Below are 25,809 nucleotides of genomic sequence, written 5' to 3'. Positions count from 1 at the left end.
GTACTTATTCATTATTTATGAGGATGCCATGCCAACCCTTCGTATCGCTTACCCAGGCTGGATATGTGCGTTTGCTTGTGCCTGTGGCAGCCTACTGTTTAGCCCACCAAGCATTGCCTCCAGCGATTACGGCTTGCCGAGCTTAGGGGCGGCGTCTACCTCTGTCAGCAACGAAGAGTACCGCTTGGGCCGCGCCTGGTTGCGCCAGTTTCGTGCCCAAGCCCCCCAGTGGCAAGACCCCATAACCAATGATTATTTGCAAAGCCTGATTGCCCGGCTGGCCCCGCATAGTGATATTAACGGTCTGCGCACGATCACCGTCATGGTCGATAACGCTTCATTGAACGCCTTTGCCGTCCCTGGCGGCGTAGTAGGGATCAATTCAGGACTTTTCGCGTTTGCCGAAGATGAAGGCGCTTTTGTCTCGGTGCTAGCTCACGAACTGGGCCACCTCTCTCAACGCCACTATGCCCGAGGCAGTGCCCGCGCGGCTCAGACCCAACTGCCCGCCATGGCAGCCATGCTGGCGGGTATGCTGATTGCCGCCAGTGGCGGCGGCGACGCTGGAATGGCGGCCGCCATGGGCTCACAGGCGGCGCTGATCCAGGATCAGCTCAGCTACTCACGGCTGTTTGAACAGGAAGCCGATAACATCGGCCTTCAGGCCATGGCCGATGCAGGCTATGACCCCGAGGCAATGGTGCGCATGTTCTCAGCCATGCAGCGTATGGCGCGCCTTCAGGGCGATACCCCACCCGAGTTCCTGCTGACCCACCCGGTCACCGACAATCGTTTAAGCGCCGCACAAGCCCGCGCTGCCCAGCTCAATGTTGCCGATGCATATACCAGCGACACCCTCTACGACATGATGCGCGCCCGGGCGCTGCTAAGCATTTACACTAATACGCCGCAGCAAGCTGCTTCGCGCCTTGCTCAGGAAGGCGCCGAACAAGCCGCTCAGGACTACTTAGCGGCACTGATCGATGCTCGCAACGGCCAAACCGATAGCGCCCTGGAGCAACTGGATAGGCTTGCCAACGAGCATCCCGACTTTGCCATGCTGCCCGCCTCTTCGGCTAGCGTCGCCCTGGAAGCTGGCCGCTACGATCAGGCCATTCAGCGCAGTCAGCAATTGCTACGTTTTATGCCCAACTACCTACCTGCCCAACTGATCTTGGCCGAAGCACAGCTGCAGCGCGACCCGCAGGCGGCCTATGACCTGCTGCGCGACATCACTTCCCAAAACCTGGAAAACCCGCAGGTCTTTAACCTGCTGGCCGAAGCCGCCGGGCGCAGTGGGCATGATAGCTGGGGGCACTTAGCCCGCGCAGAGTATCTTCAACTGACCGGCCGCGTCGATCGCGGCATTCGCCAACTTTCTATCGCTCGGGATGCCGCTGAGCGGGAAAATGATCAGCAGGCGCTGGCAAGAATCGAGCAGCGCCGCGAGGACTTCATTGAGTATCGCGAAGCGCTGGATGATTTTAACTAAACCTGTGTCATTGCGAGGAGCGCAGCGACGCGGCAATCTTAACCAGCAGTGGCAGTCACCCTGAGATTGCTTCACTTTGTCCGCAATGACATTCGGTTAATCTTTTCTCGCTAAGCATTGAAGTTAAGCATGCGCTCAAGGGGCTTTAAAGCCTGCAGACGCAGCGCTTCATCCACCTGAATTTCTCCACTTCCCTCACGCAACGCACCGGCTAGATTATCCAGCGCGTTCATGGCCATCCAGGGGCAGTGTGCACAGCTACGACAAGTGGCGCCGTTGCCTGCCGTCGGCGCTTCAAACAGCGTTTTATCCGGCACTGCCTGCTGCATCTTGAAGAAGATGCCACGATCAGTTGCCACGATCAGCTTATCGTTGGGCAGCTCTTTCGCGGCCTTGATCAACTGCGAGGTGGAGCCTGCCACGTCCGCCAGCTTCACTACTGGCTCAGGCGATTCGGGATGCACCAGTACTGCGGCATCTGGATAGATGCGCTTCAGATCTTCAACGCCCTTGGCCTTAAACTCTTCATGAACGATACAGGCGCCGTCCCACATCAGCATATCGGCGCCGGTTTTGTTCTGGATATAGCCGCCCAAATGCTTATCGGGCGCCCAGAGAATTTTCTCGCCTTTGGCCTGCAGGTGCTCAATCACCTCGACTGCAATCGACGAAGTCACCACCCAGTCTGCCCGCGCCTTAACGGCTGCAGAGGTGTTGGCATACACCACTACGGTGCGGTCAGGATGGGCATCACAGAAGGCGCTGAACTCATCGACGGGGCAGCCAATATCCAGCGAGCAGGTGGCTTCCAAGGTGGGCATCAGCACGCGTTTTTCAGGCGAAAGGATCTTGGCGGTTTCGCCCATAAAGCGGACACCGGCGACGACCAGCGTGGTGGCTTCGTGGCGAGCACCAAAGCGTGCCATCTCCAGCGAGTCAGCGACACAGCCACCGGTCTCTTCCGCCAGTTGCTGAATGGCATCATCGGTGTAGTAGTGTGCGACCAAAACGGCGTTATGGGCCTTCAACAGTCGTTTGATCTCTTCAACCCGTGCCTGATCTTCCGCCGGAATGCGGGTCGGGCAGTAGGCTGTGGGTAGCGGGGCCTCAAGCTTCGCTTGAGTAGTCATAATAGTCATTGTGTCTACCACTGTGACGAACAGGGAATCCCCCTGTTAAACACTGGGCTACGGCGCAGTGCGTCTTGCACATGCACCGCTCGTTGGAGCGATGAGCCGCTGCGTCTCTCGCGATGGCCATCGCTTAAAATCTATTCTAGACAGATTTATTCTAAACCATTTTGGCGGGAAATAGCGTTTGACTGCAAACAGATTGTCACACATAGAGTTCTTTCTAGACACATAGCAAAACGCCCCTGGCAGCTAAACTGCCAGGGGCGTTGAATTTGGTGGGTCGTGCAGGATTCGAACCTGCGACCAATTGATTAAAAGTCAACTGCTCTACCAACTGAGCTAACGACCCAAACTTGCTGTGCTGATCACTTTCCAGCGTTACTACACATACTTTAAACGTTCACCACTGCATTCAAACTGACTTTATTCAAACTGATCAGTCGTTTGAATGGTGGGTCGTGCAGGATTCGAACCTGCGACCAATTGATTAAAAGTCAACTGCTCTACCAACTGAGCTAACGACCCGCCTGAACGGATGCATATCCTACGCTTACACCTTATTGATAGCAAGCGTTTTTTCGCTTTCACTCTACAATAATGAACCATTTGCGTGCCCGCTGGCGTCACTCAATGCTGACAGGCACGCTTATCAGCCTAACCGCTAACGACTGAGCACCAAGAGGTTCAACGGGCTCTGCAAGCCGCGCTTAGCGAGCCTTGCTTTTCGGTTTGCGCAGTGCCTGTACCGGCTTACGCTTGTGCTTATCGCGGTTCCAGCGATTCTTCTCATCCGGTGTCAACGCGGGCACTTTACGTGTTTCCAAGTTAGCCAGCGTGGCTAAGTCATCCACCTCATCCTGGGTAAGTTCGACCCATTCGCCGGCTTTCGCCCGCTTATCGAGGAAGATATTGCCGTAGCGCACGCGTTTAAGACGACTAACCGTCAGCGCCTGGGATTCCCAAAGACGACGCACTTCACGGTTGCGCCCTTCGAGAATCACCACGTGGAACCAGGTGTTGATGCCTTCGCCACCAAACTCCTGAACATCGGTAAAGCGCGCCGGGCCATCTTCAAGCATGACCCCATCGACCATGGCCAGGATATGCTCGCGCTTCACTTCACCCATCACGCGAACCGCGTACTCGCGCTCCACCTGGGTAGAGGGGTGCATCAAACGGTTGGCCAGCTCACCGTCGGTAGTGAACAGCAGCAAACCACTGGTGTTGATATCCAGGCGACCGATCGCAATCCAACGTTCGCCTTTCAGGCGCGGCAAGCGGTCAAACACCGTGCGGCGACCTTCTGGATCCTTACGGGTGCATAGCTCGCCTTCCGGCTTGTTATACATAATCACCCGGCGTGGCACTTCTTCTTCTGGGCGCAATGCCACCGGACGGTCATCAAAACTGACTTTATCCCGCGCTTCAACGCGGTCGCCCAGCTTAGCCACCTGGCTATTCACTTTAACACGGCCGGCGGAAATCGCCGTTTCCATCTCACGACGCGAGCCAAGGCCTGCACGGGCCAAGACTTTTTGCAGCTTTTCGCTGGTGGGGGGCGTGGTGTTATTACTCTGACTCATGGTCGTCTGACCTCACATCGGTAGTCTCCGTGCTTTCGCGCTCATCTTGTTGGCGCTTGGCACGTGCCGCGAGCCGAGCCTGTAGGTCGGCAAAACTCAGCGGCTGGGTTAACGCCGTCTCGGCGTGCGTGTCGGCTATCTCAGCCGAGGTTATCTGTTCTTTCTGAGGTGGCGCATCCTGCACCGTTTTGATCGTTTCGTCCAGTGCTTCATGGTCTGTACCGGGGCCATTTTCTTCCTGAATGTCAGTATCCATCGTCATCCCCGGTTCTTCAGATATCTCGTTTTCATCCCAGCTTGCCAGGGTGTGCATGGGCGGCAATGCATCGAGGGTTTTTAACCCAAAATCGTCTAAAAAGCTGCGTGTGGTGGCGTATACCGCTGGTCGGCCAGGCACATCACGATGACCGACCACCCGAATCCAGCCGCGCTCAGCCAAGGTGCGCATAATGGAACTACTCACGCTGACACCGCGCACTTCCTCAATGTCCCCACGAGTAACCGGCTGCCGATAGGCAATTAATGCCAGTGTCTCCAGCAGCGCCCGCGAGTAGCGCTGGGGGCGTTCATCCCATAACCGCGACACCCACTGGGAAAGCCGCGGACGAATGCGCAGTTGGTAGCCTGAGACCGTTTCCAGGAGCTCCAGTGCACCGCCAGAATGTCGCTGCTGCAAACGTTCCAGGACGTCACGAAGCTCTTTGCGCGGGGGGCATTCGCCCTCAAGAAAGAGTGTCTCCAACCGCTCAAGGGGCAAGGGTTCGCCAGCGGCCAGCAGTGCGGCTTCAACAATATCATCTAAAACAATGTCATCTAACGCGGTGACGGTGTTACTCATGGCGTCTCCTCGTCAGGTTCAAAAGCGGACTCGCCATAGGCATCATCTTCTATCTCGCCCTCATCAAAAGCGCTCTCCTCGCCGTCAGCAAGGGCAGCGCGTCGCGCGCGCACGTGAATTGGCGACAGCGGCGCATTTTGGACAATTTCAATCATGGCTTCTTTGGCCAGCTCAAGAATCGCCATAAACGTGACCACCACGCCTGCGCGCCCCTCCTCTAAAGTAAATAGCGCTTCAAAGGGGGTATAGCGCTGATGGGCGTCGTCGTAACTTAGCTGCTCCATGATCTTGAGCATGCGCTCGCGGGTAGAGAGAACCTCGCGGCTGATCTGGTGGGCCTGCACCAGCTCGGCACGCTTGAGGATATCGGAGAGCGCGCTGAGCAATTCATCCAATTCCACCTCGGGGTGAATCACACGGGATTCCAGTGGCGGTAAGCCCGCCTGCACGCTGAACCAGTCACGCCCCATACGCGGTAATGTGTCCAGCGTCTCTGCTGCCTCTTTAAGGCGTTCGTACTCTTGCAGACGGCGGATAAGCTCAGCGCGGGGATCCTCCTCGTCATCGCCCTCAGCCTTCGGCGGGCGGGGCAACAAGGTGCGCGACTTGATCTCAGCCAGCATAGCGGCCATCAACAGGTATTCCCCCGCCAGCTCGATCTCCATGGCCTTCATCAGCTCCACGTACTCGATGTACTGGTGGGTGATGGTCGCCACGTTGATGGTCAGAATATCCAGGTTTTGGCGGCGAATCAGATAGAGCAGCAGATCCAGCGGGCCTTCAAAGGTCTCTAAAAAGACACGCAGTGCTTCCGGGGGAATATACAAATCCTCCGGCATTTGCGTAATCGGCTCATTAAACAGACGCCCAAGCGAAGCTGCCACTGGCTCGGTGGGTTCGGAATCAGGGCTTGCTAAATCAACAGTAACGCTTGGCGTCTCGCTCACGCGGGTCGGCTCTCTTGGAAAATGGAAATCGGCACAAGCGAACAGTTTAGCAAAGTCGTTAGCATTCGCGTTGCTCTATTAGAGAGTAAGCACAAGCGTACTACCCCGCCTCCACCGCTTTGCGGTAGCGGCCAGTATAGTCAAACAGCTTGTCACTGATTTGGAAATGGCGCCCCACTTTGCGGCCTACGACAAAATCCGGGTGGCGTAGGCGGCGCTGTTCGGCGACGACGTCCTCGGCGCTTAGCGGCTGCCATTTACCTCCCGGTGCGCGCAGATGGTAGCGCAGAAAGGCGGCATAAAAAGCGCGCCGTTGAGCGGGGGTTTCCAGCGCGTACCACTCGGAAAGATGGGTGCCATCTTCGTCATGATAGGTGACTTTTAAGCGCGGCAGGCCACGGCCGTTAGTGGTCGCTTCCAGCTGCATACCGCTTACCCGCAATACCTTGGCGTCTTTCAGCTTTAGGGCGTCCTTGAGTTTATCATCCGCGTCCACCAGTAGTTTTTCGCAGCCGTGGCAGCGGCGGGCGGCAATATCATTCTCGGCGCCACACTCCTCGCAAACTTTAAAACGGAACCGAAACTCACACTGGCGCCGCTTTCCTTCATCATCTTCAATTAGCCCCTGACAGCGGCGGCCAAAGTGCTCAATCACTAAATCACCGTCGCGCTTACCCCAGTAAAGATTGGCATGACCGCAGTCGGGGCACTCTATCTGAACCGGTTCGCTGTCACTATCGGGCTTCGGCTTCCCCACTTCCGGCGCGAAGATATCCCAGGGGTTGCCGGCATAATCCAGAATCAGGCAGTCGCTCTTGCCCGGCGACAGGCGCAGCCCTCTGCCCACCATCTGCTGGTAGAGGCTCACCGATTCGGTAGGCCGCAAAATAGCGATCAAATCCACGTGGGGAGCATCGAAACCGGTGGTCAGCACCGCGACGTTCACCAGGTATTTTAGTTTCCGCGCTTTAAAAGCATCGATCAGCGCAGTGCGCTCTTGGGAAGGTGTTGCACCGGTAATTAAAGCCGCCTCTGCTCGAGGTAAATAACCGATAATTTCTTCAGCGTGGGCCACGGTGGCGGCAAAAATCATCACGCCCTGGCGATCAACCGCACGTTCGACGATTTGCCCGATAATGCCCGGCGTCGCTCGACTGCCCGCCACCACGCGATTCAGCTCTTCCTCTTGGAACAGACCGTTTGAAGAGGGTTTGAGTGCGGAGAAGTCATAGCCCTCAATCGCCATATCCAGGCGCTTGGGCGCAGCCAGATAGCCCTGCTTCACCATCAGACGCAGCGGCTGCTCGAAGACGCAGTCACGAAAAAAACTCTCTTCACTGCCCCGCACCATGCCGTGATGGTGGCGGTAATAAATAAACCCCTGCCCCAAACGGTACGGCGTCGCGGTGAGGCCGAGTATTTTAAGCTGTGGATTGTGCTGGCGCAGGTGCTCAATCACCTGACGATAGCTAGCGTCTTCGTTGAGTGATACACGATGGCTCTCGTCGATGACCAGCAAGGTAAAATTAGCGTCGTTAAAGCTCTCCAGGTTACGCACCACCGACTGCACCGAGCCAAATACCACTTGGCGACTCGCCTCTTTGCGCTTTAAACCGGCGCTAAAAATATCCGCCTCAAGCCCATAAGCCTGGTACTTGGCATGGTTCTGCTCCACCAGCTCACGCACATGGGCCAGCACCAATACCCGCCCACGGGCCAAGCGCGCTAGCTCAGCTATCACCAGGGATTTACCACTGCCCGTGGGCAGCACCACCAGCGCAGGCTCGCTTGAGGCTCGGAAATGGCCCACCACGCGCTTGACCGCTTCCTGCTGATAGGGGCGAAGCTGGGGCGTTGGTGAGTTAGCTAGTGAGGAGCTAGGTATCGACAAATTAATTAGCCCGCTATTGAACTATTACGACTTTCGTCGCGTCGTAGTAGTGATGGTTTAAATAATCCCAGAAATCGCAACGTTTATCAGCGAGAAGATACTAGTGAGGTGAGCAATGACAACCAACCATTTCAGCCCAGAGTGCCCGGAATGCGGCAGTCGTTTAAAACGCCTTCCCGCCACGCGGCGTGGTAAAGCCCATGTGTTCTGCATGGATTGCGGACATGATTTTGGGCGCTTCGAATACCTCGTTGAGCGCTACCGGTTAGAGCTTGAAACGCTGGAGGCCAAACTAGGATTGCCACCCGAAGGGGCTGATAAAACACCGGCTAGCGCTCCCGAGCGGCACTCTTAATAACTGTTGTCACGACTCGCGTAACTGTTAACGGCGGAAAAAAATCCGCCGTTAACATGGGCGCTATGCCCAACGCACTATCTGGAGCATTACTGGAATCAGTTGAGCCAAACCCGAGCGTTGCGGAATAGTCGCAGCCAGGCGCCATCTTCAGTCCACTCTGCCGGGCGCCAGGAGTTGGTAACCGCCCGAGCAACGCGCTCAGGGTGGGGCATCATAATGGTCACCCGGCCATCCGGCGTGGTCAGACCGGTAATGCCCGCCGGTGAGCCGTTGGGATTTGCCGGGTAGCGCGTGGTCGCCTGGCCGTAGTTATCGATATAGCGCAGAGCAATTTGGTTGCTCGATTGCATGCTGCGCAGATGAGCGCTGTCTCGGAACTCCGCCTGCCCTTCACCATGAGCAACGGCGATGGGCAGTTTTGAGCCCTCCATACCGGCGAGCAGAATCGAGGGGCTCTTTTCAACCCGCACCATGGAAACGCGGGCCTCAAATTGCTCGGACTCATTGCGCACAAAGGTCGGCCAGTTTTCAGCGCCAGGAATCAGCGATTTCAACTGCGAGAGCATTTGGCAACCGTTACATACGCCCAGCGAGAAACTATCGTCGCGGGCGAAGAACGCCGCAAACTGCTCCTGGGCGCGCTCATTAAACAGCACCGACTTGGCCCAGCCACCGCCAGCACCAAGCACGTCGCCGTAGGAGAAGCCACCGCAGGCCACAAGCCCTTTGAACTCTTCCAGCGAAACACGCCCCGCCAGGATGTCGCTCATATGCACATCCACCGCCTCAAACCCGGCCTTATCGAAAGCCCAGGCCATTTCTACCTGGCCATTGACGCCCTGTTCACGCAGCACCGCCATGGCAGGCTTAGCTGTGTTGACATAAGGCGCGCTGATATCTTCATTAATATCAAAGGTGGGCGTGGCAGATAGCCCCGGGTCGCGGCCATCGAGCAGATTGTCGTATTCGTTCTTGGCGCATTCGGGGTTGTCGCGCAGCGCCTGCATACGGTAACTGGTTTCTGTCCAGGTACGCTGGGTAAGCTGACGAGTGGTTTCCAGCAAAGGCTCTTCAAACAGCGTGACGCGCACCTGGTCATCGTAACGCGGGCGGGCGATGACGCCACAGGTTTCGATACCCGCCACGGCAAACTGCGCCAGCACTTCTTCAGTGTGTTCACGATTGACCTGAATCACGGCACCCAGCTCTTCCGAGAACAGCGCGTTCAACGCCTCCACTGGCTCGTCGATCATCCAGTCGAGCTTGATCTCAAGCCCGGCGTGGGCAGCAAAGGCCATTTCCAGCAGCGTGACCAGCAGACCACCATCGCTACGATCGTGATACGCCAGCAGCTTGCCGTCGCGGTTCAGGCCTTGAATGACTTCGAAGAACGCTTTGATATCTTCCGGGTCGTCCACATCGGGGCAGTCATTGCCCACCTGGCCATACACCTGCGCCAAAGCGGAGCCGCCCAACCGATTCTGACCGTTGCCCAGGTCGACCAAAATCAAATCCGACTCGTCTTGATCCAGGTTGATCTGCGGCGTGAGCGTCGCCAGGGCGTTGGTCACCGGAGCAAAACCGGTCACCACTAGTGAAAGGGGCGACGTCACGCTCTTCTCTTCGTATTCGCCCTGCTCGTTCTCATCCTGCCAAGCGGTACGCATCGACATCGAATCTTTGCCCACCGGAATCGCAATGCCCAGCGCCGGACACATTTCCATACCTACCGCATAAACCGCATCGTAAAGCGCCTGATTTTCACCTGGGTGATCCGCCGCGCTCATCCAGTTAGCGGAGAGCTTGATATCGCTCAGTTTGGCAATCGGTGCTGCCGCCAAATTGGTAATCGCTTCGGCCACCGCTAAGCGAGCGCTAGCAGCAGGGTTGATCAAGGCTACCGGGGGACGTTCCCCCATGGCCATGGCTTCACCGGTGTGGGTATCAAAGCTTGCCGTGGTCACCGCTACATCGGCTACCGGCACTTGCCAGGGGCCAACCATTTGGTCGCGAGCCACCTGGCCGGTGATAGAGCGGTCACCAATGGTGATCAGGAAGCTTTTGGAGGCCACGGTAGGTAAGCGCAGTACGCGATCAAGTGCTTCGCGCAGGTCAAGATTATCCAGCATCATGCCGGAGAGCTCCGGATTGCGACGCTCAAATTCGCGCTGCATCTTGGGTGCTTTGCCGAATAGCACGCTCATCGGTAGGTCAACCGGCTTACTCTCAAAATGGCCGTCGCGCACTTCAAGATGGTGCTCTTCCAAGGCTTCGCCGACTACCGCATAGGGGCAGCGCTCGCGCTTGCACAGGGCATCAAATGTATCCAAATCCTCTGGTGCAACCGCAAGCACGTAACGCTCCTGGGCCTCATTACACCAAATCTCCAGCGGGCTCATACCCGGCTCGGCGTTGGGCACCGCGCGCAGATCAAAACGACCACCACGGTTGCCATCTTTTACTAGCTCGGGCAACGCATTGGAGAGCCCACCCGCGCCAACATCGTGGATAAAGCGAATCGGGTTGTGATCCCCCAGCGCCCAGCAGCGGTCGATCACCTCTTGAGCACGGCGCTCAATCTCAGGGTTTTCACGCTGCACCGAAGCGAAATCCAAATCGGCACTGGAAGTGCCGGAGGCCATGCTGGAGGCTGCACCGCCGCCCAGGCCAATCAACATCGCCGGGCCACCCATCACAATCAGCTTGCCGCCGACAGGGATATCACCCTTCTGAACATGGTGGGCACGGATATTGCCATAACCACCGGCGAGCATAATCGGCTTATGGAAACCGCGCCGCTCGATACCGCCGTCGTTAAGTGACTCCTGCTCGTAGGTGCGGAAATAGCCGGTTAGATTGGGGCGGCCAAATTCATTGTTGAACGCGGCGCCCCCAATGGGGCCCTCGAGCATAATATTGAGCGCCGACTCCATACGCCCTGGCTTGCCGTAATCAAAGGCTTCCCAGGGCTGTACGAATTCTGGAATGCGCAGGTTGGAAACCGTAAAACCTGAAAGACCCGCTTTGGGCTTGCCCCCAATGCCGGTAGCACCTTCGTCACGGATTTCTCCACCGGAGCCGGTCGCCGCGCCTGGGAAAGGGGCAATCGCTGTGGGGTGGTTATGGGTCTCTACCTTCATCAGGATATGAATGGGTTCCTGATGAGTGGCGTAGAGTGCGCGCTCGTCGTCAACGCCTGTCAGCGGCGTGGCAAAGAAGCGCCCAGCCTGACTGCCCTTGATCACAGCGGCATTGTCGCTGTAAGCCGAGAGAACATTGTCCGGCGACGACGCAAAGGTATTCTTGATCATCTTAAACAGCGAGTGGCTCTGCAGCTCGCCGTCGATCATCCAATCGGCGTTGAAGATTTTGTGACGGCAGTGCTCAGAGTTGGCCTGAGCAAACATCATCAGCTCAACGTCGCTGGGGTTACGCCCCAACTCATTGAAAGCATCGACAAGATAGTCGATTTCATCTTCTGCCAGCGCCAGCCCCAGCGCCTGGTTGGCCGTTGCCAACGCATCCCGGCCACCCTCAAGAATATCCACACTGCCCAGCGGTGCCGGGTCGTGTTGAGCAAACAGCTTAGCGGCGTCCGAGGCATCGGCTAGCACGGTTTCGGTCATACGGTCGTGTAGCAGTGCCGCCAGCGCGCTCAAACTCTCTTCGTCCGGCATCGCGGTGAAGCTGACCCGGTAATCGATGCCGCGCTCGATGCGGCTAATTTGGCGCAAGCCGCAGTTGTGGGCGATATCAGTCGCCTTGGATGACCAGGGCGACTGGGTGCCTAGGCGCGGCACCACCAAAAAGCGCTGGGCGCGCTCAGGAACCTCTACGCTCGAGTGAGTACCGTAATCAAGTAACTGCACCAAACGTTCGCGGGCAGCGTCATCCAGTTCCTCGCGGCGCTCATGGGAGTGAACATCGATAAAATGAACATAGTGGGCAGACAGCGCTTCCACCTCGGGAACACGTTCACGCAGCACCGTTAACAGCCGAGCATGACGGAAGGCAGAAAGGGCGGGCGCGCCTCGCAGTTCGAGCATATCCTGAAGCCTCTAGAGCAGGGAAATTCGAGCAGGGAAATCACCGGGCCGCTAGGCGGCCGTGCTTTTATGGTGCCGGAAAACACAGATAATGTGGTACCGGAAAACGCCTATGATACTGGAAACCAGCCGTCACACGAAATCAACAAGGTGACAGCCTGCCCCTGGCTGGGTATCGTGGCAGCTTGTTTCATGCCGACAAGACGCCATGCTGACGTTGATTTGCCGACATTTTGTAGCCCGTGCCAGCGCTTATTATGCGCTAATAGCGATTACGCTTCTGACTCTGGTGCCCACCCTCTCCCTGGTTCCTCCCGGCGAGCATCTGACTCAGATCACTGCAAAAGATTTTATTACCGTTCACACCCGTAATACACCCACCACTTATTACCAAGGTCGCCAGGGCCCTACCGGCTTTGAGTACGAGCTAATGCACCGCTTTGCCGACTATCTAGGGGTGAGTCTTAACCTTAACGCCCGCCATCACCCTGAAAGCGTGCTGCCGGCGGTACGTGAGAGCGGCGACCTGGGCGCGGCAGCGCTACCCCTGCTGCCTAATCCCTCTGGTGTTTACTACACCCGTCCGATTATCAAGATGCAGCCGCTGGTAGTATACCGGCGCGGGCTTAATGGTATTAGTGAACCAAGCGACCTTGTAGGCCTGGAGCTTGGTACGCTTAGCGAAGCGGGTACCAGCGAAGCACTGCGCGATCTCCAGAAACGCCACCCCACCCTAAGCTGGAAAGAGTCCCATGAGTTGGAGGTCGCCGAACTGCTGGCCCGGGTTGAAAACGGCACCCTGGACGCAGCGGTTATTTTTGAGCATCAATTTCGGTTAAACCGGCTGTTTTTCCCCAACGTTGAGCGTGGCTTTATCCTCGGCGACCCGCTCTCCATGGCATGGGCAGTGCCCAGCGGTCGCGGTTTGGGGTTACTCGAAGCTGCTAATCGCTTCCTCCAAGACCTGCAGGAGAGCGGCACGCTAGATCAGCTAGTCAGCCGCTACTTCGGTCATGACGACTACTTGGAGTATGTCGGTACCCGCACCTTTCTTGACCATCTGGATGCACGCCTGCCTCGCTATACTGAATTATTCCAGCAATCCGCCCAGGAAACAGGTTTTGATTGGAAGCTACTCGCGGCCGTGGGCTACCAGGAGTCGCACTGGGATCCAGATGCGGTCTCGCCGACCGGGGTGCGTGGTTTAATGATGCTAACCAACCCCACTGCCAGCGAGATGGGCATCAGCGACCGCACCGACCCGGCCCAAAGCATTGATGGCGGTGCCCGTTATTTGCGCAGCATCAAAGACCGCCTACCGGAAAGCATTACCGGTGATGACCGGCTTTTTATGGCCATGGCTGCCTATAATGTGGGGCTAGGGCATTTATACGACGCCCGTAAGATTGCCGAGATGCGAGGCGGTGACCCCGACAGCTGGACGGATGTACGCGCCGCACTGCCCCTGCTACAGCAGCGTGAATGGCACAGCCAAACGCGGCATGGCTACGCCCGTGGTGGCGAGCCAGTAATATACGTACGCAATATCCGTCGCTACTACGAAATGATTGAGTATGTTGAACGTAGCCGCCAGCAGTTTTTCCAACTAGAACAAACGTCAGTCAACGATGATCCACTGCTATTGTTCGAACTTGTGCCGCCGCTTGATTAACACTTCTTAACTATTTCTGGCTAAGTTGATCGCGTCGCGCGGTGAAAAAACGCTTCAGTAATTTTTGCGAGGGTGCTGCTAATACACCGCCAGTCACCGCGACCTGATGGTTGAACCACGGCTGCGCCAGTAGGTTAGCCTTTGATTCAACCATGCCAGCCCGAGGCTCAGCAGCACCGTAAACCAAACGGGCTAGGCGAGCATGTATCATCGCCCCTGCGCACATCATGCACGGCTCTAAGGTGACAAACAGCGTGCAGCCCTCAAGCCGATAGTTCCCCTGCTGCTGCCCCGCCTCGCGCAGCGCACGAACTTCCGCATGGCCGCTGGGGTCGCAACTGGCTACCGGGGCGTTGCAGCCAGCGCCTATGATCTCCCCCTGCGCATCGACGACAACCGCCCCCACGGGCACCTCACCTGCCGCAGCGGCCAAGTGTGCTTGGTCAAGCGCCCGGTGCATGTAAAATTCATCGCTGCGCATAAACGTAAACTCCGCTAAGGTAGCTAAACGATCGTATGAAAGGGTTGTCCCCCGTCGTAGCAACTCACTTTCATCGACAGCATTCGATTGAGACAGCCGCAAGGATACCGAGAATGACAGACGCGCTGAACAAACTGGTAGCGTTACTGGAGCTAGAAACGCTGGAAGAGACGCTATATCGTGGCCAGAGTCAGGATCTAGGCTTTCCTCAGCTCTATGGTGGTCAGGTACTCGGCCAAGCGCTTGCAGCCGCTGCGCGCACAGTGCCCATTGAGCGCCGCCCGCACTCTCAGCACGGCTACTTTCTGCGTCCTGGTGACCCACATCGCCCCGTTGTCTACCAAGTGGATACCATCCGCGATGGCGGCAGCTTCACGACCCGTCGTGTCACTGCCATTCAAAAAGGCCGGCCAATCTTCTTCTGCAGCGCCTCCTTTCAAAGCGCTGAGGCGAGCTTTAGCCATCAGCGCACCATGCCGGATGTGCCGACACCCGAAGCGTTAATCGAGAACGGCGAGGCCAAGCATGACCGCTTTCCCGGTCACCCGATTGAGTTTGTGCATCTACCCGGCAACCCCGACAACGGTACACCTGCTGGCCAATGCTTATGGTTTCGTCTTTCCGGCACGCTGCCAGACGACCCGGCGTTGCACCGCCACTTGCTCTCTTACGCCTCTGACTTCAATCTGCTGACCACCAGCCTGATTCCCCATGGCATTGAGTACCGAGACCCCAAGCTACGCATTGCCAGCCTTGACCATGCCCTGTGGCTCCACCAGGACACCCGCCTTGACGATTGGCTGTTATACGTCATCGACTCACCCTGGACAGGCGGCGCTCGCGGGCTGGCGCGGGGGCATATTTACAGCCGCGATGGCCGCTTAGTGGCCTCCACCGCTCAGGAAGGGTTAACACGCTATTCTCAAAGCTAAATAAATAATCTCTCAAAACATTTACGCCCGCTAAGCAGCGGGCGTAAATCGACTAACCAGGGCGCAGTGCCTTAGCCGCCATAAACATCATTAATTGACTGCAGCGGGTAGTGCGCCGGGAAAGGCTTACGGGCGACACCAGAATCAACCGCAGCTTGCGCCACCGCCGAGGAAACCCGCGCCAGCAGGCGAATATCGACCGGCGTGGGAATGATGTACTCGCGGCCAAAACTCATCTCGGTGCGCTCGTAGGCGTCCAGCACTTCCTGAGGAACCGGCTCGCGGGCCAAGTCTTTCAAGGCATGCACCGCGGCCAGCTTCATCTCTTCATTAATGCGCGTGGCGCGAACATCCAAAGCGCCGCGGAAGATAAACGGGAAGCCCAGCACGTTGTTGACCTGGTTCGGGAAGTCCGAACGGCCGGTGGCCATGATCACATCCGGGCGCGCTTCCCGGGCAACGTCAGGATGGATCTCCGGATCCGGATTGGTGCAGGCAAAAATCACCGGATCTGGCGCCATTTTCTTCACCTGATCAGCGGACAGCAGCCCCGGGCCTGACAGGCCGATAAAGACGTCAGCATTGTCGATGGCATCGTCCAAGGTGCGCATCTCGGTATCACGGGCGAATTCAGCCTTATATTCGTTGATACCTTCGCGATCAGTATGAATAACGCCACGCCGATCCAGCATTACCAAGTTCTCTTTACTCGCACCACAGGAGACCAGCAACCGCATGCAGGCAATCGCCGCCGCCCCTGCGCCCATGCAAACGATCTTGACGTTCTCAATTTTTTTGCCCGCGATATCCAAGGCATTAAGCATACCGGCCGCTGTCACAATTGCGGTGCCGTGCTGGTCATCGTGGAAGACCGGGATGCTGCAGCGCTCAACCAGTGCTTTCTCAATTTCAAAACACTCCGGCGCCTTGATGTCTTCAAGGTTAATCCCGCCCCAGGTATCGGCAATGCGCGCGACGGTATCGATAAACGCCTGGGGGCTTTCCGCATCCACTTCGATATCCACCGAATTGATGCCTGCAAAGCACTTAAACAGCACGCCCTTGCCTTCCATCACTGGCTTGCTCGCCAGCGGGCCCAGATTACCCAAACCCAGAATAGCGCTGCCATCGGTAATCACGGCGACCAGATTGCCCTTGCCGGTATAGCGGTAGGCATTTTCCGCATCCCGGGCAATTTCAAGTACTGGCTCAGCCACGCCTGGACTATACGCCAGTGCCAAATCCCGTGCTGTCGCGGTGGGTTTGGTCAACTCCACCGAAAGCTTACCGGGAATCGGTTTCGCGTGATAATCCAAAGCAGCCTGCTTATTTGCATCCGTCATGGTCAGAGTCCAGTTAACATAAAGTAGATAAGTCGTTTCAGAATATAGAAAAAACCATAGCGCCTCAAGCGCGCCGTCAACTTACGACAAAACGCTCGTTTAACCGAATTTTATCTTCACATTCGTCACTTTTAGCCACTATTTGCAGAAACTTATGCAAACAGGCTTTACTCATAATGCTTTACTTATTGCTGCATAACAGAATTTATGGAAATTTTTTTCACATAAAATTCATGCAGCAAGCATATCCAGCTCACAAAAAACCCACGCCGAGGCGTGGGTTTTGCGCGAGCATAGCCTTATAGGAATAGCCTGATATGAACAGGCATGCTGGCGATATGGCTATCCGACTGGGATTAGCCGCGCTTAACAGCAGCGCCGAAACGCTTGTTGAAACGCTCTACGCGGCCACCAGTGGTCGCTTGCTTCTGCTTACCAGTGTAGAACGGGTGGCAGTTAGAGCACACATCCAAGGAGAAGTCCTGACCAGAGGTCGTACCTACCTGGAAAGTGGCGCCGCAAGAACAGCTGGCGGTGACCGTGTTGTAATTCGGGTGAATACCTTGTCTCATTTCGAGCCTCACGAAGCTATATGCCGCCACCTGATCTCGTGCCAGGTACCGCATACGGGTTTGGAAAAAACGACTAACCGGTTAGCCGCTCTGTCGTTACGATAGGTCTTTACAAATAGATCGATAAAGATCGTTAGGATTCAGAGCGGTCGCATATTCTAGCAAAACTAACGCCGGAGGCCAATTGGCTGACTCTTTTTCTTCGCAGGCATATTCTCAAGGGCAGTCTCAAAGACCGTCCCAAAGATCTTCCCAAGCACTCGATCAAGTGCTCAAGGTAGCGCTGCCTTCGCCGCTGCGCCGCCTGTTCGACTACCTGCCTTCCAGGGAAACGCCTCCCTGCGGCTGGCAGCCGGGGCTGCGAGTGCGAGTGCCCTTTGGGCGCCGCGAAGTCGTCGGCGTGGTCGTCGAATTGGCTGACCACAGCGACCTTCCGCGCAGCCAACTGCGTAGCATCAGCGAAGCGCTGGATGATGCCCCGTTGCCGGAGGATTGGCTATGGCTATGCCGTTTTGCCGCCCGTTATTATCAGCACAGCCTAGGCGACACCCTGCACCACGCCATGCCTGCACGGCTACGCCAGGGGCACCCCATGGCTGGGCGCACCCAGACTCTCTGGCTTGCCCAAGGCGAAGGCGCAGAAGAAATACTCAGCCGAGCGCCCAAGCAAGCCGAGCTGCATGCGCTGCTGCGCCAACACCCTCATGGGTTGCCTGGCCGTGCGGTTAGCGCCCACGGCTTTGCCCGCGACCAGCTATTAGCGCTGGAGAAGAAAGGCCTCGCATCCAGCCAGGAACACATCCTCACTGCCCCAACGCCACCCAGCGGCAACTTACTGGCAACACCGGCCCTGCCGCTTAACCGTGAACAGGCGACGGCGCTAGCCACACTGCATGAAAAACTCGATGGCTATCACCCCTGCTTACTCGAGGGTGTCACCGGCAGCGGCAAAACAGAAGTCTACCTGCAGCTTATTGAAGCCGTCGCCGCCAAGGGGAAACAGTCGCTGGTACTGGTACCGGAAATTGGCTTAACCCCACAGACACTCGCCCGCTTTAGAAGCCGCTTTCGGGTACCCGTGGTGGCGCTGCATTCAGGCCTCACCGACCCCGAACGGCTAGATGTGTGGGAAGCCGCCGCCAGCGGCCGGGCGCTCATTATCATCGGTACCCGCTCGGCGATTTTCACCCCGCTGGCCAACCCCGGCGCGATTATTGTCGATGAAGAGCACGACGGCTCCTACAAGCAGCACGACGGTTTGCGCTACCACGCCCGCGACTTAGCCGTGGCTCGGGCCCACTACCATAAAATCCCGCTGCTGATGGGCAGTGCCACACCCTCCCTGGAGAGTCTGCACCAAGCGCTTAGCGGCACCTACCGCCACCTACGCCTGACCCAGCGCCCCAGCCAGCACCCGCCAGCCAAGCTGGAGCTGATTGATCTACGCCACCAGCGCCGCCAGGGCGGCCTGCTGCCCGGTGCCATCAAAGCGATTAAAAGCACCTTGAGCACTGGCAAGCAGGTGCTGATTTTTATCAACCGGCGCGGCTTTGCACCAACACTTGCCTGCCACGCCTGCGGCTGGATGGCCGATTGCCACCAGTGCGATGCGCGCATGACGCTACACCGCCAGCCCCCCCTACTGGCTTGCCACCACTGCGATAGCCGCCGCGCCCTGCCGGACGCCTGCCCCGAGTGTGGCAGCGGCGACCTGCGCGCCTTGGGTAGCGGCACAGAACGCACTGAAGAAACGCTGCAAACGCTGTTCCCGAAAACCACTATCCACCGCATCGATCGCGACAGTACTAGGCGCAGGGACAGTTTTGAACAGGTACTAAAAGAGATTCAGCGCGGCGAACCCTGCGTGTTGGTCGGTACTCAGATGCTCGCCAAAGGGCACCACCTACCCCACGTCACACTTGTCGTGGTCGTCAATGCCGACGGCGGCCTCTACGCCGCTGATTTTCGCGCTCTGGAGCACAGCGCCCAACTACTTGAACAAGTAGCGGGCCGTGCCGGTCGCGCCGCCCACCCAGGCCGAGTGCTGGTGCAAACCCTCCACCCCGACGACCCACACTTGGGCCAATTGGCTGAACATGGCTACGGGGCCCTTGCGCGCAATATGTTGGAAGAAAGGCGCATTTCCCAGCTGCCCCCGTTCTGTTTTATGGCACTGCTACGCATCGAAAGCCCCAAAGAGGAGGCCGCTTTGGCCATGGCGCAACAGGCCGCTCAAGCCCTGCGCCAATGGTTAAAAGAGACCGGCGTAGCCACCCGCTGCCTGGGGCCTGTGCCCGCGCCGATGGAAAGACGCCAGAACCGCTACCATTTACACGTTATGCTGGCAGCCGATAAACGCAGCCAACTACACCCGGCCGTTAGCTGGCTGGTGCAGTGGCTTGAAGCCAATCGAGAGGCCCGCAAGGTACGCTGGTCGATTGATATCGACCCACAAACCCTCGCTTAGCGCTTATCTCTTGGCACTTGTTTAGCAACACGCCTTTGAAACTGCGGCTCAATTGCCGATAATAGCCGCTTTGCCGACGCACCTTTACTGCTGCGCGTTAGCACACGCCGCCACAGACGTAACCGGATACCCACATGAAAGATACGATAGTTTCTCTGCTCGAAGGCGCGATCACCGCGCTCAAGCACCAAGGCGTGCTGCCAAACGACCTTCAGCCCACCATCAAAGTGGATCCTACCAAAGACAAGGCCCACGGCGATTACGCCACCAACTTGGCGCTGATGTTAGCCAAGCCGGCAGGCAAAAATCCGCGTGAATTAGCCAACGCGCTGGTTGCAGCGCTACCCGAAAGCGACGCTATCCAAAAAACCGAGATTGCGGGCCCCGGCTTTATCAACTTTTTCGCCGCCGCCGATGCCGCAGCGCAAATCGTTGCCCAGGTACTCGACTGCGGCGACACCTTTGGCCGCAGCATGGTCGGCAAAGGCGAGAAAGTGCAGGTCGAGTTCGTTTCCGCCAACCCCACCGGCCCGCTGCACGTAGGTCACGGTCGGGGCGCAGCGATTGGCGACTGCCTATGCCGCCTTCTCGAAGCCACCGGTTTTGATGTCACCCGCGAGTTCTACTACAACGACGCTGGCGCCCAGATCGCCAACTTGGCGCGTTCGGTACAAGCGCGGGTGAAAGGCTTAGGCCCTGACGACGATAGCTGGCCGGAAGACGGCTATCGCGGCGAGTATATCGTCGATGTGGCCAACGACTACCTGGCAGGCAAAACGGTCAGTGCCGATGACCGCGAAGTCACTGCCAAAAAAGACCCGGATGATTTAGACGCCATTCAAGAGTTTGCCGTGGCGTGGCTGCGTCGCGAACAGGATCTGGATCTAAAAGCCTTCGGTGTGGAGTTTGACGTCTATTTCCTAGAGTCCTCACTCTATGAAGATGGCAAGGTGGACGCCACTGTTGAAAAACTGGTGAGCGCAGGCCACACCTATGAAGAAGATGGTGCCATGTGGCTACGCACCACCGACTTCGGTGATGACAAAGACCGCGTAATGCGCAAACGCGAGGGTGGCTACACCTACTTCCTGCCTGATGTGGCCTACCACCTGGACAAGTGGCAGCGCGGTTTCAAAACCGTGATCAACGAGCAGGGGGCCGACCACCACTCCACCGTCACCCGCGTACGCGCCGGTTTACAGGCACTGGAAGTAGGCATTCCCAAAGGCTGGCCCGACTACGTGCTCCACCAGATGGTCATGGTTACCCGCTCAGGCGTTGAGGTAAAACTCTCCAAGCGCGCCGGCAGCTATGTCACTGTGCGCGACTTGATCGACGAAGTGGGCCGCGACGCCACGCGCTTCTTCCTCGCCGCCCGCCGCGCCGACTCGCAGCTCACCTTTGATATCGACCTGGCCCGCTCCCAGTCGAATGACAACCCGGTCTACTACATCCAGTACGCCCACGCCCGGGTCTGCAGCATGCTGCGCAAAGCCCAGGATGCCGACCAGCCGTTTGATCACGCCTTGGCACTGGCCAACCTAGCGCTGCTGGACAGCGACCAGGAGAAAGCCGTACTTAACCGGCTAGCGCGCTTCCCTGAAGTAGTGGAAACCGCCGCCAGAAACCGCGAGCCACAGCAGGTTGCCCAGTATTTGCTCGACCTTTCCGGCGACTTCCACACCTGCTACAACGCCGTCAAAGTAATGGTCGAAGACGACACCCTGCGCAATACGCGCCTGGCACTAGGCCTCGCCACCCGTCAAGTGCTGCGCAACGGGCTTGACTTAATGGGGGTTAGCGCCCCAGAGGAGATGTAAGCAATGGCTAGCCCGCGCAAAAAGCCCGCCCCCCGCCGCGGAGCCACATCGCAGCGCAAGTCCAAACGCAGCTCAGGCGGCGGCTTCCGCCTACCCGGCTGGCTGTGGGGTCTTGCCGGTATGGCGGCGGGCTTCTTTTTGGCTCAGCACCAGCACGGCACCGCCCCCTGGCAAGAGCAGAACGAAGCGCCTCAAGCCACGGTACTGCCCAAGCCCTCGGGTAGCGAAGAGCGCGCCGCCGCTCGGGAAACCGAGGAAGCCGCTGAACCGTCGATGCCGACGTTTGAATTTTATACCCTGCTGCCGGAAACCGAGGTCATTGCCCCCGGCGTCTCTCTGCCTTCAAGCGTTGTGCGCCCGGAGGCTCCCGAACCGACAGCCGATAGTGCTGCGGCCTCTGGCGCTGCAGGCGACGACCCCATCGCCCAGGTGATTGCCGCCAACACCCGACCTGAAGATCAGGTATCGGCGGCTCAGGAGAATGAAGCGGCCACCAATACCCCAGGGCGCTATATGCTTCAGGCGGCCTCGTTTCGTGAAGCCAGCGACGCCGAACAGCTGCGTGGCCGACTGCGCAATTTAAGCCTGCTGGCGGAAATCAGCGAAGTAAAGGCGGATGGCAATACCTGGCACCGGGTACAAGTGGGGCCTTACGAGGACACCCGTGAGTTGAACCGGGCCCAGGATTTAATGAACACCCAAGGTATCGAGCCCCTGCTTATCCAACTGCAAAACTAATAATCCCTCCTGGATTACCCTGCGGGCGGTTGATTTTTTATCAGCCGCCCGCATTTTGTTGTGAACGCTTAAACAATGGTCGCTTATTGAGTGGCCTGCCAGTCATCGGGAGCTCGCCTCCCCCAAGGAGTTATCTCCATGACCACTATTGTCTCCGTTCGTCGTGGTAATCAGGTCGCCCTCGCTGGCGACGGCCAAGTATCGCTGGGCAATACCGTAATGAAAGGTAACGCCAGCAAAGTACGCCGCCTCTACCGCGGTAAGGTACTGGCCGGGTTTGCGGGTGGCACGGCAGATGCGTTCACGCTGTTTGAGCGCTTTGAAGCGCAGTTGGAAAAGTACCAAGGCCATTTGACCAAGGCAGCGGTTGAGCTTGCCAAAGATTGGCGCACTGACCGGGCACTGCGCCGCCTGGAAGCTCTGCTCGCCGTTGCGGACCACAGCGCCTCGCTGATCATTACCGGTAACGGTGATGTAGTCGAACCCGAGCGCGGCATTATTGCCATTGGCTCTGGCGGCAACTTCGCCCAAGCCAGCGCCCGGGCGCTACTGGAAAATACCGAGCTGTCGGCGCGTGAAATCACCGAGAAGTCGCTTTCGATCGCTGGTGATATCTGTGTATTCACCAACCACCACGTGACCCTCGAAGAGCTGTCGATTGACGATCGCTAATCAACTCACGCGATCCCCAAGCGCCGCTCACTGCACACTAAGGTTACTTATATGACTCAGATGACACCCCGCGAAATTGTTCACGCTCTAGACCAGTACATTATTGGCCAGCAGGATGCCAAACGCGCCGTGGCAATTGCTTTGCGTAACCGCTGGCGCCGTATGCAGCTCGATGACGACCTGCGCCCAGAAGTCACCCCTAAAAATATTTTGATGATCGGCCCCACCGGTGTGGGTAAAACCGAGATTGCCCGCCGCCTGGCCAAACTGGCTAAAGCGCCGTTTATTAAAGTCGAGGCGACCAAGTTTACTGAAGTTGGTTATGTAGGCCGTGATGTAGAGTCGATTATCCGCGACTTAATGGAAGCGGCGATCAAGATGGTGCGCGAACAGGCCAAAGAAGAAGTTAGCCACCGCGCCGAAGATGCTGCAGAAGACCGCGTGCTAGACGCCCTTCTGCCGCCGCCCCGTGGCCAGGAAGACAAGCCGCGGGAAGACAGTGGCACCCGCCAGACCTTCCGCAAGAAGCTTCGCGAAGGGCAGTTGGACGATAAAGAGATCGATATCGAAATCTCTTCCCAGGGCCAAGGCATCGATATCATGACGCCACCAGGTATGGAAGAGATGACCAGCCAGCTGCAGAGCATGTTCTCCAACATGGGCCAGCAGAAGCGTGAAAACCGCCGCGTAACAGTCAAAGAGGCGCTGGTACTGCTGCGCGATGAAGAAGCGGGCAAGCTGGTCAACGAGGAAGAGATCAAATCCCGCGCGGTCTACTCGGTCGAGCAACACGGCATCGTATTCCTGGATGAGATCGATAAAGTCGCCAAGGGTAGCGGCCAGTCCAGCGGTGGCGAAGTCTCCCGTGAGGGCGTCCAACGAGATCTGCTGCCGCTGATAGAGGGTTCCACCGTCTCGACCAAGTACGGCATGGTTAAAACCGATCACATCCTGTTTATCGCCTCCGGTGCTTTCCACCTGTCGCGCCCATCGGATCTGATCCCTGAACTACAGGGCCGCTTGCCGATCCGGGTTGAGCTTGACGCGCTAACGCCCAACGACTTTAAGCGCATTCTCACCGAGCCCTCCGCCTCGCTGACCAAGCAGTACCAAGCGCTGCTGGCCACCGAAGGGCTGGACGTAGAGTTTACTCCCGACGGTATCGAGCGCATCGCTCAGATCTCCTGGCAGGTCAACGAAGGCACTGAAAATATCGGCGCCCGCCGCCTACACACAGTGATGGAGCGGCTATTGGAAGAAGCCTCTTTCCGAGGCGGCGATATGGAGAGCCCGCTGGTAATTGACGGCGACTATGTCAATGCTCAGCTTGGCGAACTGGCGGTCGACGAAGACCTGTCGCGGTATATTTTGTAAGCTGCGTCTGCTGTTATTATCTGCATTGGTACCGTCAGCAACAGCAAGCCCGCTCTTTGCGGGCTTGCTGCTATGTTCATAAGCCATGGACACTTAGCGATGAGGTTTCATCATGAATGCGCCCACCCCCACTAGGGTTCACTACCATAAACAGGCCCGCAAGCTGGAGCTTGGCTACGCCAATGGGGAGAGTTTTCACCTCCCGGTTGAGTTTTTACGCGTCTATTCGCCTTCCGCCGAAGTGCGTGGCCACGGCGGCGACACCGCGGTACTGCAAGTGGGTAAAAAAGATGTCGGCCTGCAAAATATTACTCAGGCGGGCAACTATGCACTGAAACTGCACTTCGATGATGGCCATGACAGCGGGCTGTTTAGCTGGAACTACCTGTATGACCTCGCGACCCACCAAGAAGCCTACTGGAACAACTACTTGCAGCGTTTAAAAGAGGCCGGTGTCTCGCGAGAGCCCGCCAGCATTCAATTCAAGCAACTGTGACTACCTGACTCATATCCTATACAAGAAGCCAGGCAGACAAGCCAGGGTGGACAAGGCTACAATGGCGTTAACTTTTAATCGCGTCGATCTCAGGGTCAAAAGACCTAAGGTCGATTTGCCATCGCCTCGAATTCGGGAGCTACTGCCCAATGAGCCCCACAGAAAAACGCACCACTGACTTTGGTTTTCAGGAAGTCCCAGTTGATGAAAAAGCTTCACGAGTGGCCGATGTTTTCCACTCCGTGGCTGCCCGCTACGATGTGATGAACGACCTGATGTCTATGGGCATCCACCGAGTCTGGAAGCGTCTTACCATTGAACGCGCAGGTGTGCGGCCTGGTCACCACGTGCTGGATATCGCGGGCGGCACAGGGGATTTAACGCTTAAGTTCTCCCGTTTGGTTGGCCCCCGGGGCAAAGTCGTACTTGCCGACATCAACGCCTCCATGCTCAAAGTGGGCCGCGACAAACTGATGGATAGCGGCGTAGGCGGCAACGTCGAGTATGTTCAAGCCAATGCCGAAAGTCTGCCGTTTCCCGACAACAGCTTCGACTGCATCACCATTGCCTTTGGTTTACGTAACGTCACCGACAAAGACGCCGCGTTGCGCTCCATGGCCCGTGTGCTCAAGCCCGGTGGTCGCCTTTTGGTGCTGGAGTTCTCCAAGCCCAATAACCCGCTGCTCTCCAAGGCCTACGATGAGTACTCTTTCCGCCTGCTGCCCAAAATGGGTGAACTGGTGGCGGGGGACGGCGACAGCTACCGCTATCTGGCGGAGTCGATTCGCATGCACCCAGATCAGGAAACGCTTAAAGCCATGATGGAAGAGGCGGGACTTGAGCGGGTTGAGTACACCAACCTGACCGGTGGTATCGTTGCGCTGCACCGCGGCATTAAGTTATGACATTTCAAAGCAGTGCGACATTGCAAAACAGCATGACGTCCAAAAGCCA

At 57.4% G+C, this 25,809-nt stretch carries 20 protein-coding genes and 2 tRNA genes; 11 read left to right on the top strand and 11 right to left on the bottom strand.

Annotation, left to right across the window (positions count from 1 at the left end; all coding sequences use genetic code 11):
• Window positions 1-28 precede the first annotated feature (28 nt).
• Complete coding sequence (locus HALA3H3_RS13505) at window positions 29-1,492, top strand: M48 family metalloprotease (RefSeq protein ID WP_022522113.1); 1,464 nt, start codon at window positions 29-31, stop codon at window positions 1,490-1,492.
• A gap of 110 nt (window positions 1,493-1,602) precedes the next feature.
• Here the strand turns inward: HALA3H3_RS13505 and nadA are convergent, their stop codons facing one another.
• The 7 genes from nadA to HALA3H3_RS13470 all read right to left on the bottom strand — a co-directional run bounded on the left by nadA (window position 1,603) and on the right by HALA3H3_RS13470 (window position 7,884).
• Window positions 1,603-2,631: a quinolinate synthase NadA gene (gene nadA / locus HALA3H3_RS13500; protein ID WP_022522112.1), complete on the bottom strand. Its 1,029-nt coding sequence runs from the start codon at window positions 2,629-2,631 to the stop codon at window positions 1,603-1,605.
• Window positions 2,632-2,898: 267 nt separating this feature from the next.
• Window positions 2,899-2,974, bottom strand: a tRNA-Lys gene (locus HALA3H3_RS13495).
• 100 nt (window positions 2,975-3,074) lie between these two features.
• Window positions 3,075-3,150: transfer RNA gene (locus tag HALA3H3_RS13490), tRNA-Lys, on the bottom strand.
• A 182-nt stretch (window positions 3,151-3,332) separates the two neighbouring features.
• Window positions 3,333-4,208, bottom strand: a complete 876-nt coding sequence (gene rluB / locus HALA3H3_RS13485) for a 23S rRNA pseudouridine(2605) synthase RluB (RefSeq protein WP_009287431.1) — start codon at window positions 4,206-4,208, stop codon at window positions 3,333-3,335.
• On the bottom strand, window positions 4,195-5,046 hold the full coding sequence (gene scpB / locus HALA3H3_RS13480; RefSeq protein ID WP_009287432.1) for an SMC-Scp complex subunit ScpB: 852 nt from the start codon (window positions 5,044-5,046) through the stop codon (window positions 4,195-4,197). The genes rluB and scpB overlap by 14 nt, the downstream gene beginning before the upstream one ends.
• Window positions 5,043-5,993 (bottom strand): segregation and condensation protein A, encoded by a 951-nt coding sequence (locus HALA3H3_RS13475; RefSeq protein ID WP_009287433.1) that lies wholly within the window; start codon window positions 5,991-5,993, stop codon window positions 5,043-5,045. The genes scpB and HALA3H3_RS13475 overlap by 4 nt, the downstream gene beginning before the upstream one ends.
• Before the next feature lie 100 nt (window positions 5,994-6,093).
• Window positions 6,094-7,884, bottom strand: coding sequence for a DEAD/DEAH box helicase (locus HALA3H3_RS13470; RefSeq protein ID WP_022522111.1), 1,791 nt, complete (start codon window positions 7,882-7,884; stop codon window positions 6,094-6,096).
• Window positions 7,885-7,999: 115 nt separating this feature from the next.
• Here HALA3H3_RS13470 and HALA3H3_RS13465 point away from each other — a divergent pair, with 115 nt between their 5' ends.
• Window positions 8,000-8,239: a hypothetical protein gene (locus HALA3H3_RS13465; protein WP_022522110.1), complete on the top strand. Its 240-nt coding sequence runs from the start codon at window positions 8,000-8,002 to the stop codon at window positions 8,237-8,239.
• A gap of 98 nt (window positions 8,240-8,337) precedes the next feature.
• Here HALA3H3_RS13465 and purL read toward each other — a convergent pair whose 3' ends face one another.
• Window positions 8,338-12,288 carry a phosphoribosylformylglycinamidine synthase gene (purL, locus tag HALA3H3_RS13460; RefSeq protein WP_009287435.1) on the bottom strand — a complete coding sequence of 1,317 codons (3,951 nt, stop codon included), beginning with the start codon at window positions 12,286-12,288 and terminating at the stop codon, window positions 8,338-8,340.
• A 208-nt stretch (window positions 12,289-12,496) separates the two neighbouring features.
• On the opposite strand from purL, the gene mltF reads away from it, so the two are divergent.
• Window positions 12,497-13,960 (top strand): membrane-bound lytic murein transglycosylase MltF, encoded by a 1,464-nt coding sequence (gene mltF / locus HALA3H3_RS13455; RefSeq protein ID WP_009287436.1) that lies wholly within the window; start codon window positions 12,497-12,499, stop codon window positions 13,958-13,960.
• 10 nt (window positions 13,961-13,970) lie between these two features.
• Here the strand turns inward: mltF and tadA are convergent, their stop codons facing one another.
• A complete protein-coding gene (tadA, locus tag HALA3H3_RS13450) occupies window positions 13,971-14,441 on the bottom strand; it encodes a tRNA adenosine(34) deaminase TadA (protein ID WP_022522109.1) in 471 nt (156 codons plus the stop codon).
• A 113-nt stretch (window positions 14,442-14,554) separates the two neighbouring features.
• On the opposite strand from tadA, the gene HALA3H3_RS13445 reads away from it, so the two are divergent.
• Window positions 14,555-15,373, top strand: coding sequence for an acyl-CoA thioesterase (locus tag HALA3H3_RS13445; protein ID WP_022522108.1), 819 nt, complete (start codon window positions 14,555-14,557; stop codon window positions 15,371-15,373).
• A gap of 71 nt (window positions 15,374-15,444) precedes the next feature.
• On the opposite strand, the gene HALA3H3_RS13440 is transcribed toward HALA3H3_RS13445, so the two are convergent.
• Window positions 15,445-16,716: a malic enzyme-like NAD(P)-binding protein gene (locus HALA3H3_RS13440; RefSeq protein ID WP_022522107.1), complete on the bottom strand. Its 1,272-nt coding sequence runs from the start codon at window positions 16,714-16,716 to the stop codon at window positions 15,445-15,447.
• 356 nt (window positions 16,717-17,072) lie between these two features.
• Window positions 17,073-17,288, bottom strand: a complete 216-nt coding sequence (rpmE, locus tag HALA3H3_RS26150; RefSeq protein WP_081742600.1) for a 50S ribosomal protein L31 — start codon at window positions 17,286-17,288, stop codon at window positions 17,073-17,075.
• A gap of 268 nt (window positions 17,289-17,556) precedes the next feature.
• Here rpmE and HALA3H3_RS13430 point away from each other — a divergent pair, with 268 nt between their 5' ends.
• The 7 genes from HALA3H3_RS13430 (at window position 17,557) to ubiE (ending at window position 25,760) form a co-directional block, all read left to right on the top strand.
• Window positions 17,557-19,755, top strand: coding sequence for a primosomal protein N' (locus HALA3H3_RS13430; RefSeq protein ID WP_053856988.1), 2,199 nt, complete (start codon window positions 17,557-17,559; stop codon window positions 19,753-19,755).
• A 134-nt stretch (window positions 19,756-19,889) separates the two neighbouring features.
• Complete coding sequence (gene argS / locus HALA3H3_RS13425) at window positions 19,890-21,575, top strand: arginine--tRNA ligase (RefSeq protein WP_009287439.1); 1,686 nt, start codon at window positions 19,890-19,892, stop codon at window positions 21,573-21,575.
• A 3-nt stretch (window positions 21,576-21,578) separates the two neighbouring features.
• A complete protein-coding gene (locus HALA3H3_RS13420; protein WP_022522105.1) occupies window positions 21,579-22,313 on the top strand; it encodes an SPOR domain-containing protein in 735 nt (244 codons plus the stop codon).
• A gap of 138 nt (window positions 22,314-22,451) precedes the next feature.
• Window positions 22,452-22,985, top strand: coding sequence for an ATP-dependent protease subunit HslV (gene hslV / locus HALA3H3_RS13415; protein WP_007113850.1), 534 nt, complete (start codon window positions 22,452-22,454; stop codon window positions 22,983-22,985).
• 51 nt (window positions 22,986-23,036) lie between these two features.
• The gene (gene hslU, locus HALA3H3_RS13410; protein ID WP_009287441.1) at window positions 23,037-24,359 is read left to right on the top strand and encodes an ATP-dependent protease ATPase subunit HslU; all 1,323 of its coding nucleotides are present in this window, start codon (window positions 23,037-23,039) and stop codon (window positions 24,357-24,359) included.
• 112 nt (window positions 24,360-24,471) lie between these two features.
• Entirely contained in the window at window positions 24,472-24,855 is a 384-nt protein-coding gene (locus HALA3H3_RS13405; RefSeq protein ID WP_022522104.1) for a gamma-butyrobetaine hydroxylase family protein, read from the top strand.
• Window positions 24,856-25,004: 149 nt separating this feature from the next.
• Window positions 25,005-25,760: a bifunctional demethylmenaquinone methyltransferase/2-methoxy-6-polyprenyl-1,4-benzoquinol methylase UbiE gene (gene ubiE / locus HALA3H3_RS13400; RefSeq protein ID WP_022522103.1), complete on the top strand. Its 756-nt coding sequence runs from the start codon at window positions 25,005-25,007 to the stop codon at window positions 25,758-25,760.
• Window positions 25,761-25,809: the final 49 nt, after the last annotated feature.

This window comes from Halomonas sp. A3H3, assembly GCF_000982975.1.
Classification (GTDB): domain Bacteria; phylum Pseudomonadota; class Gammaproteobacteria; order Pseudomonadales; family Halomonadaceae; genus Vreelandella; species Vreelandella titanicae.
The sequence above is the reverse complement of the archived record's forward strand: the minus strand, read 5'-3'. Positions and strand labels throughout refer to the sequence as shown.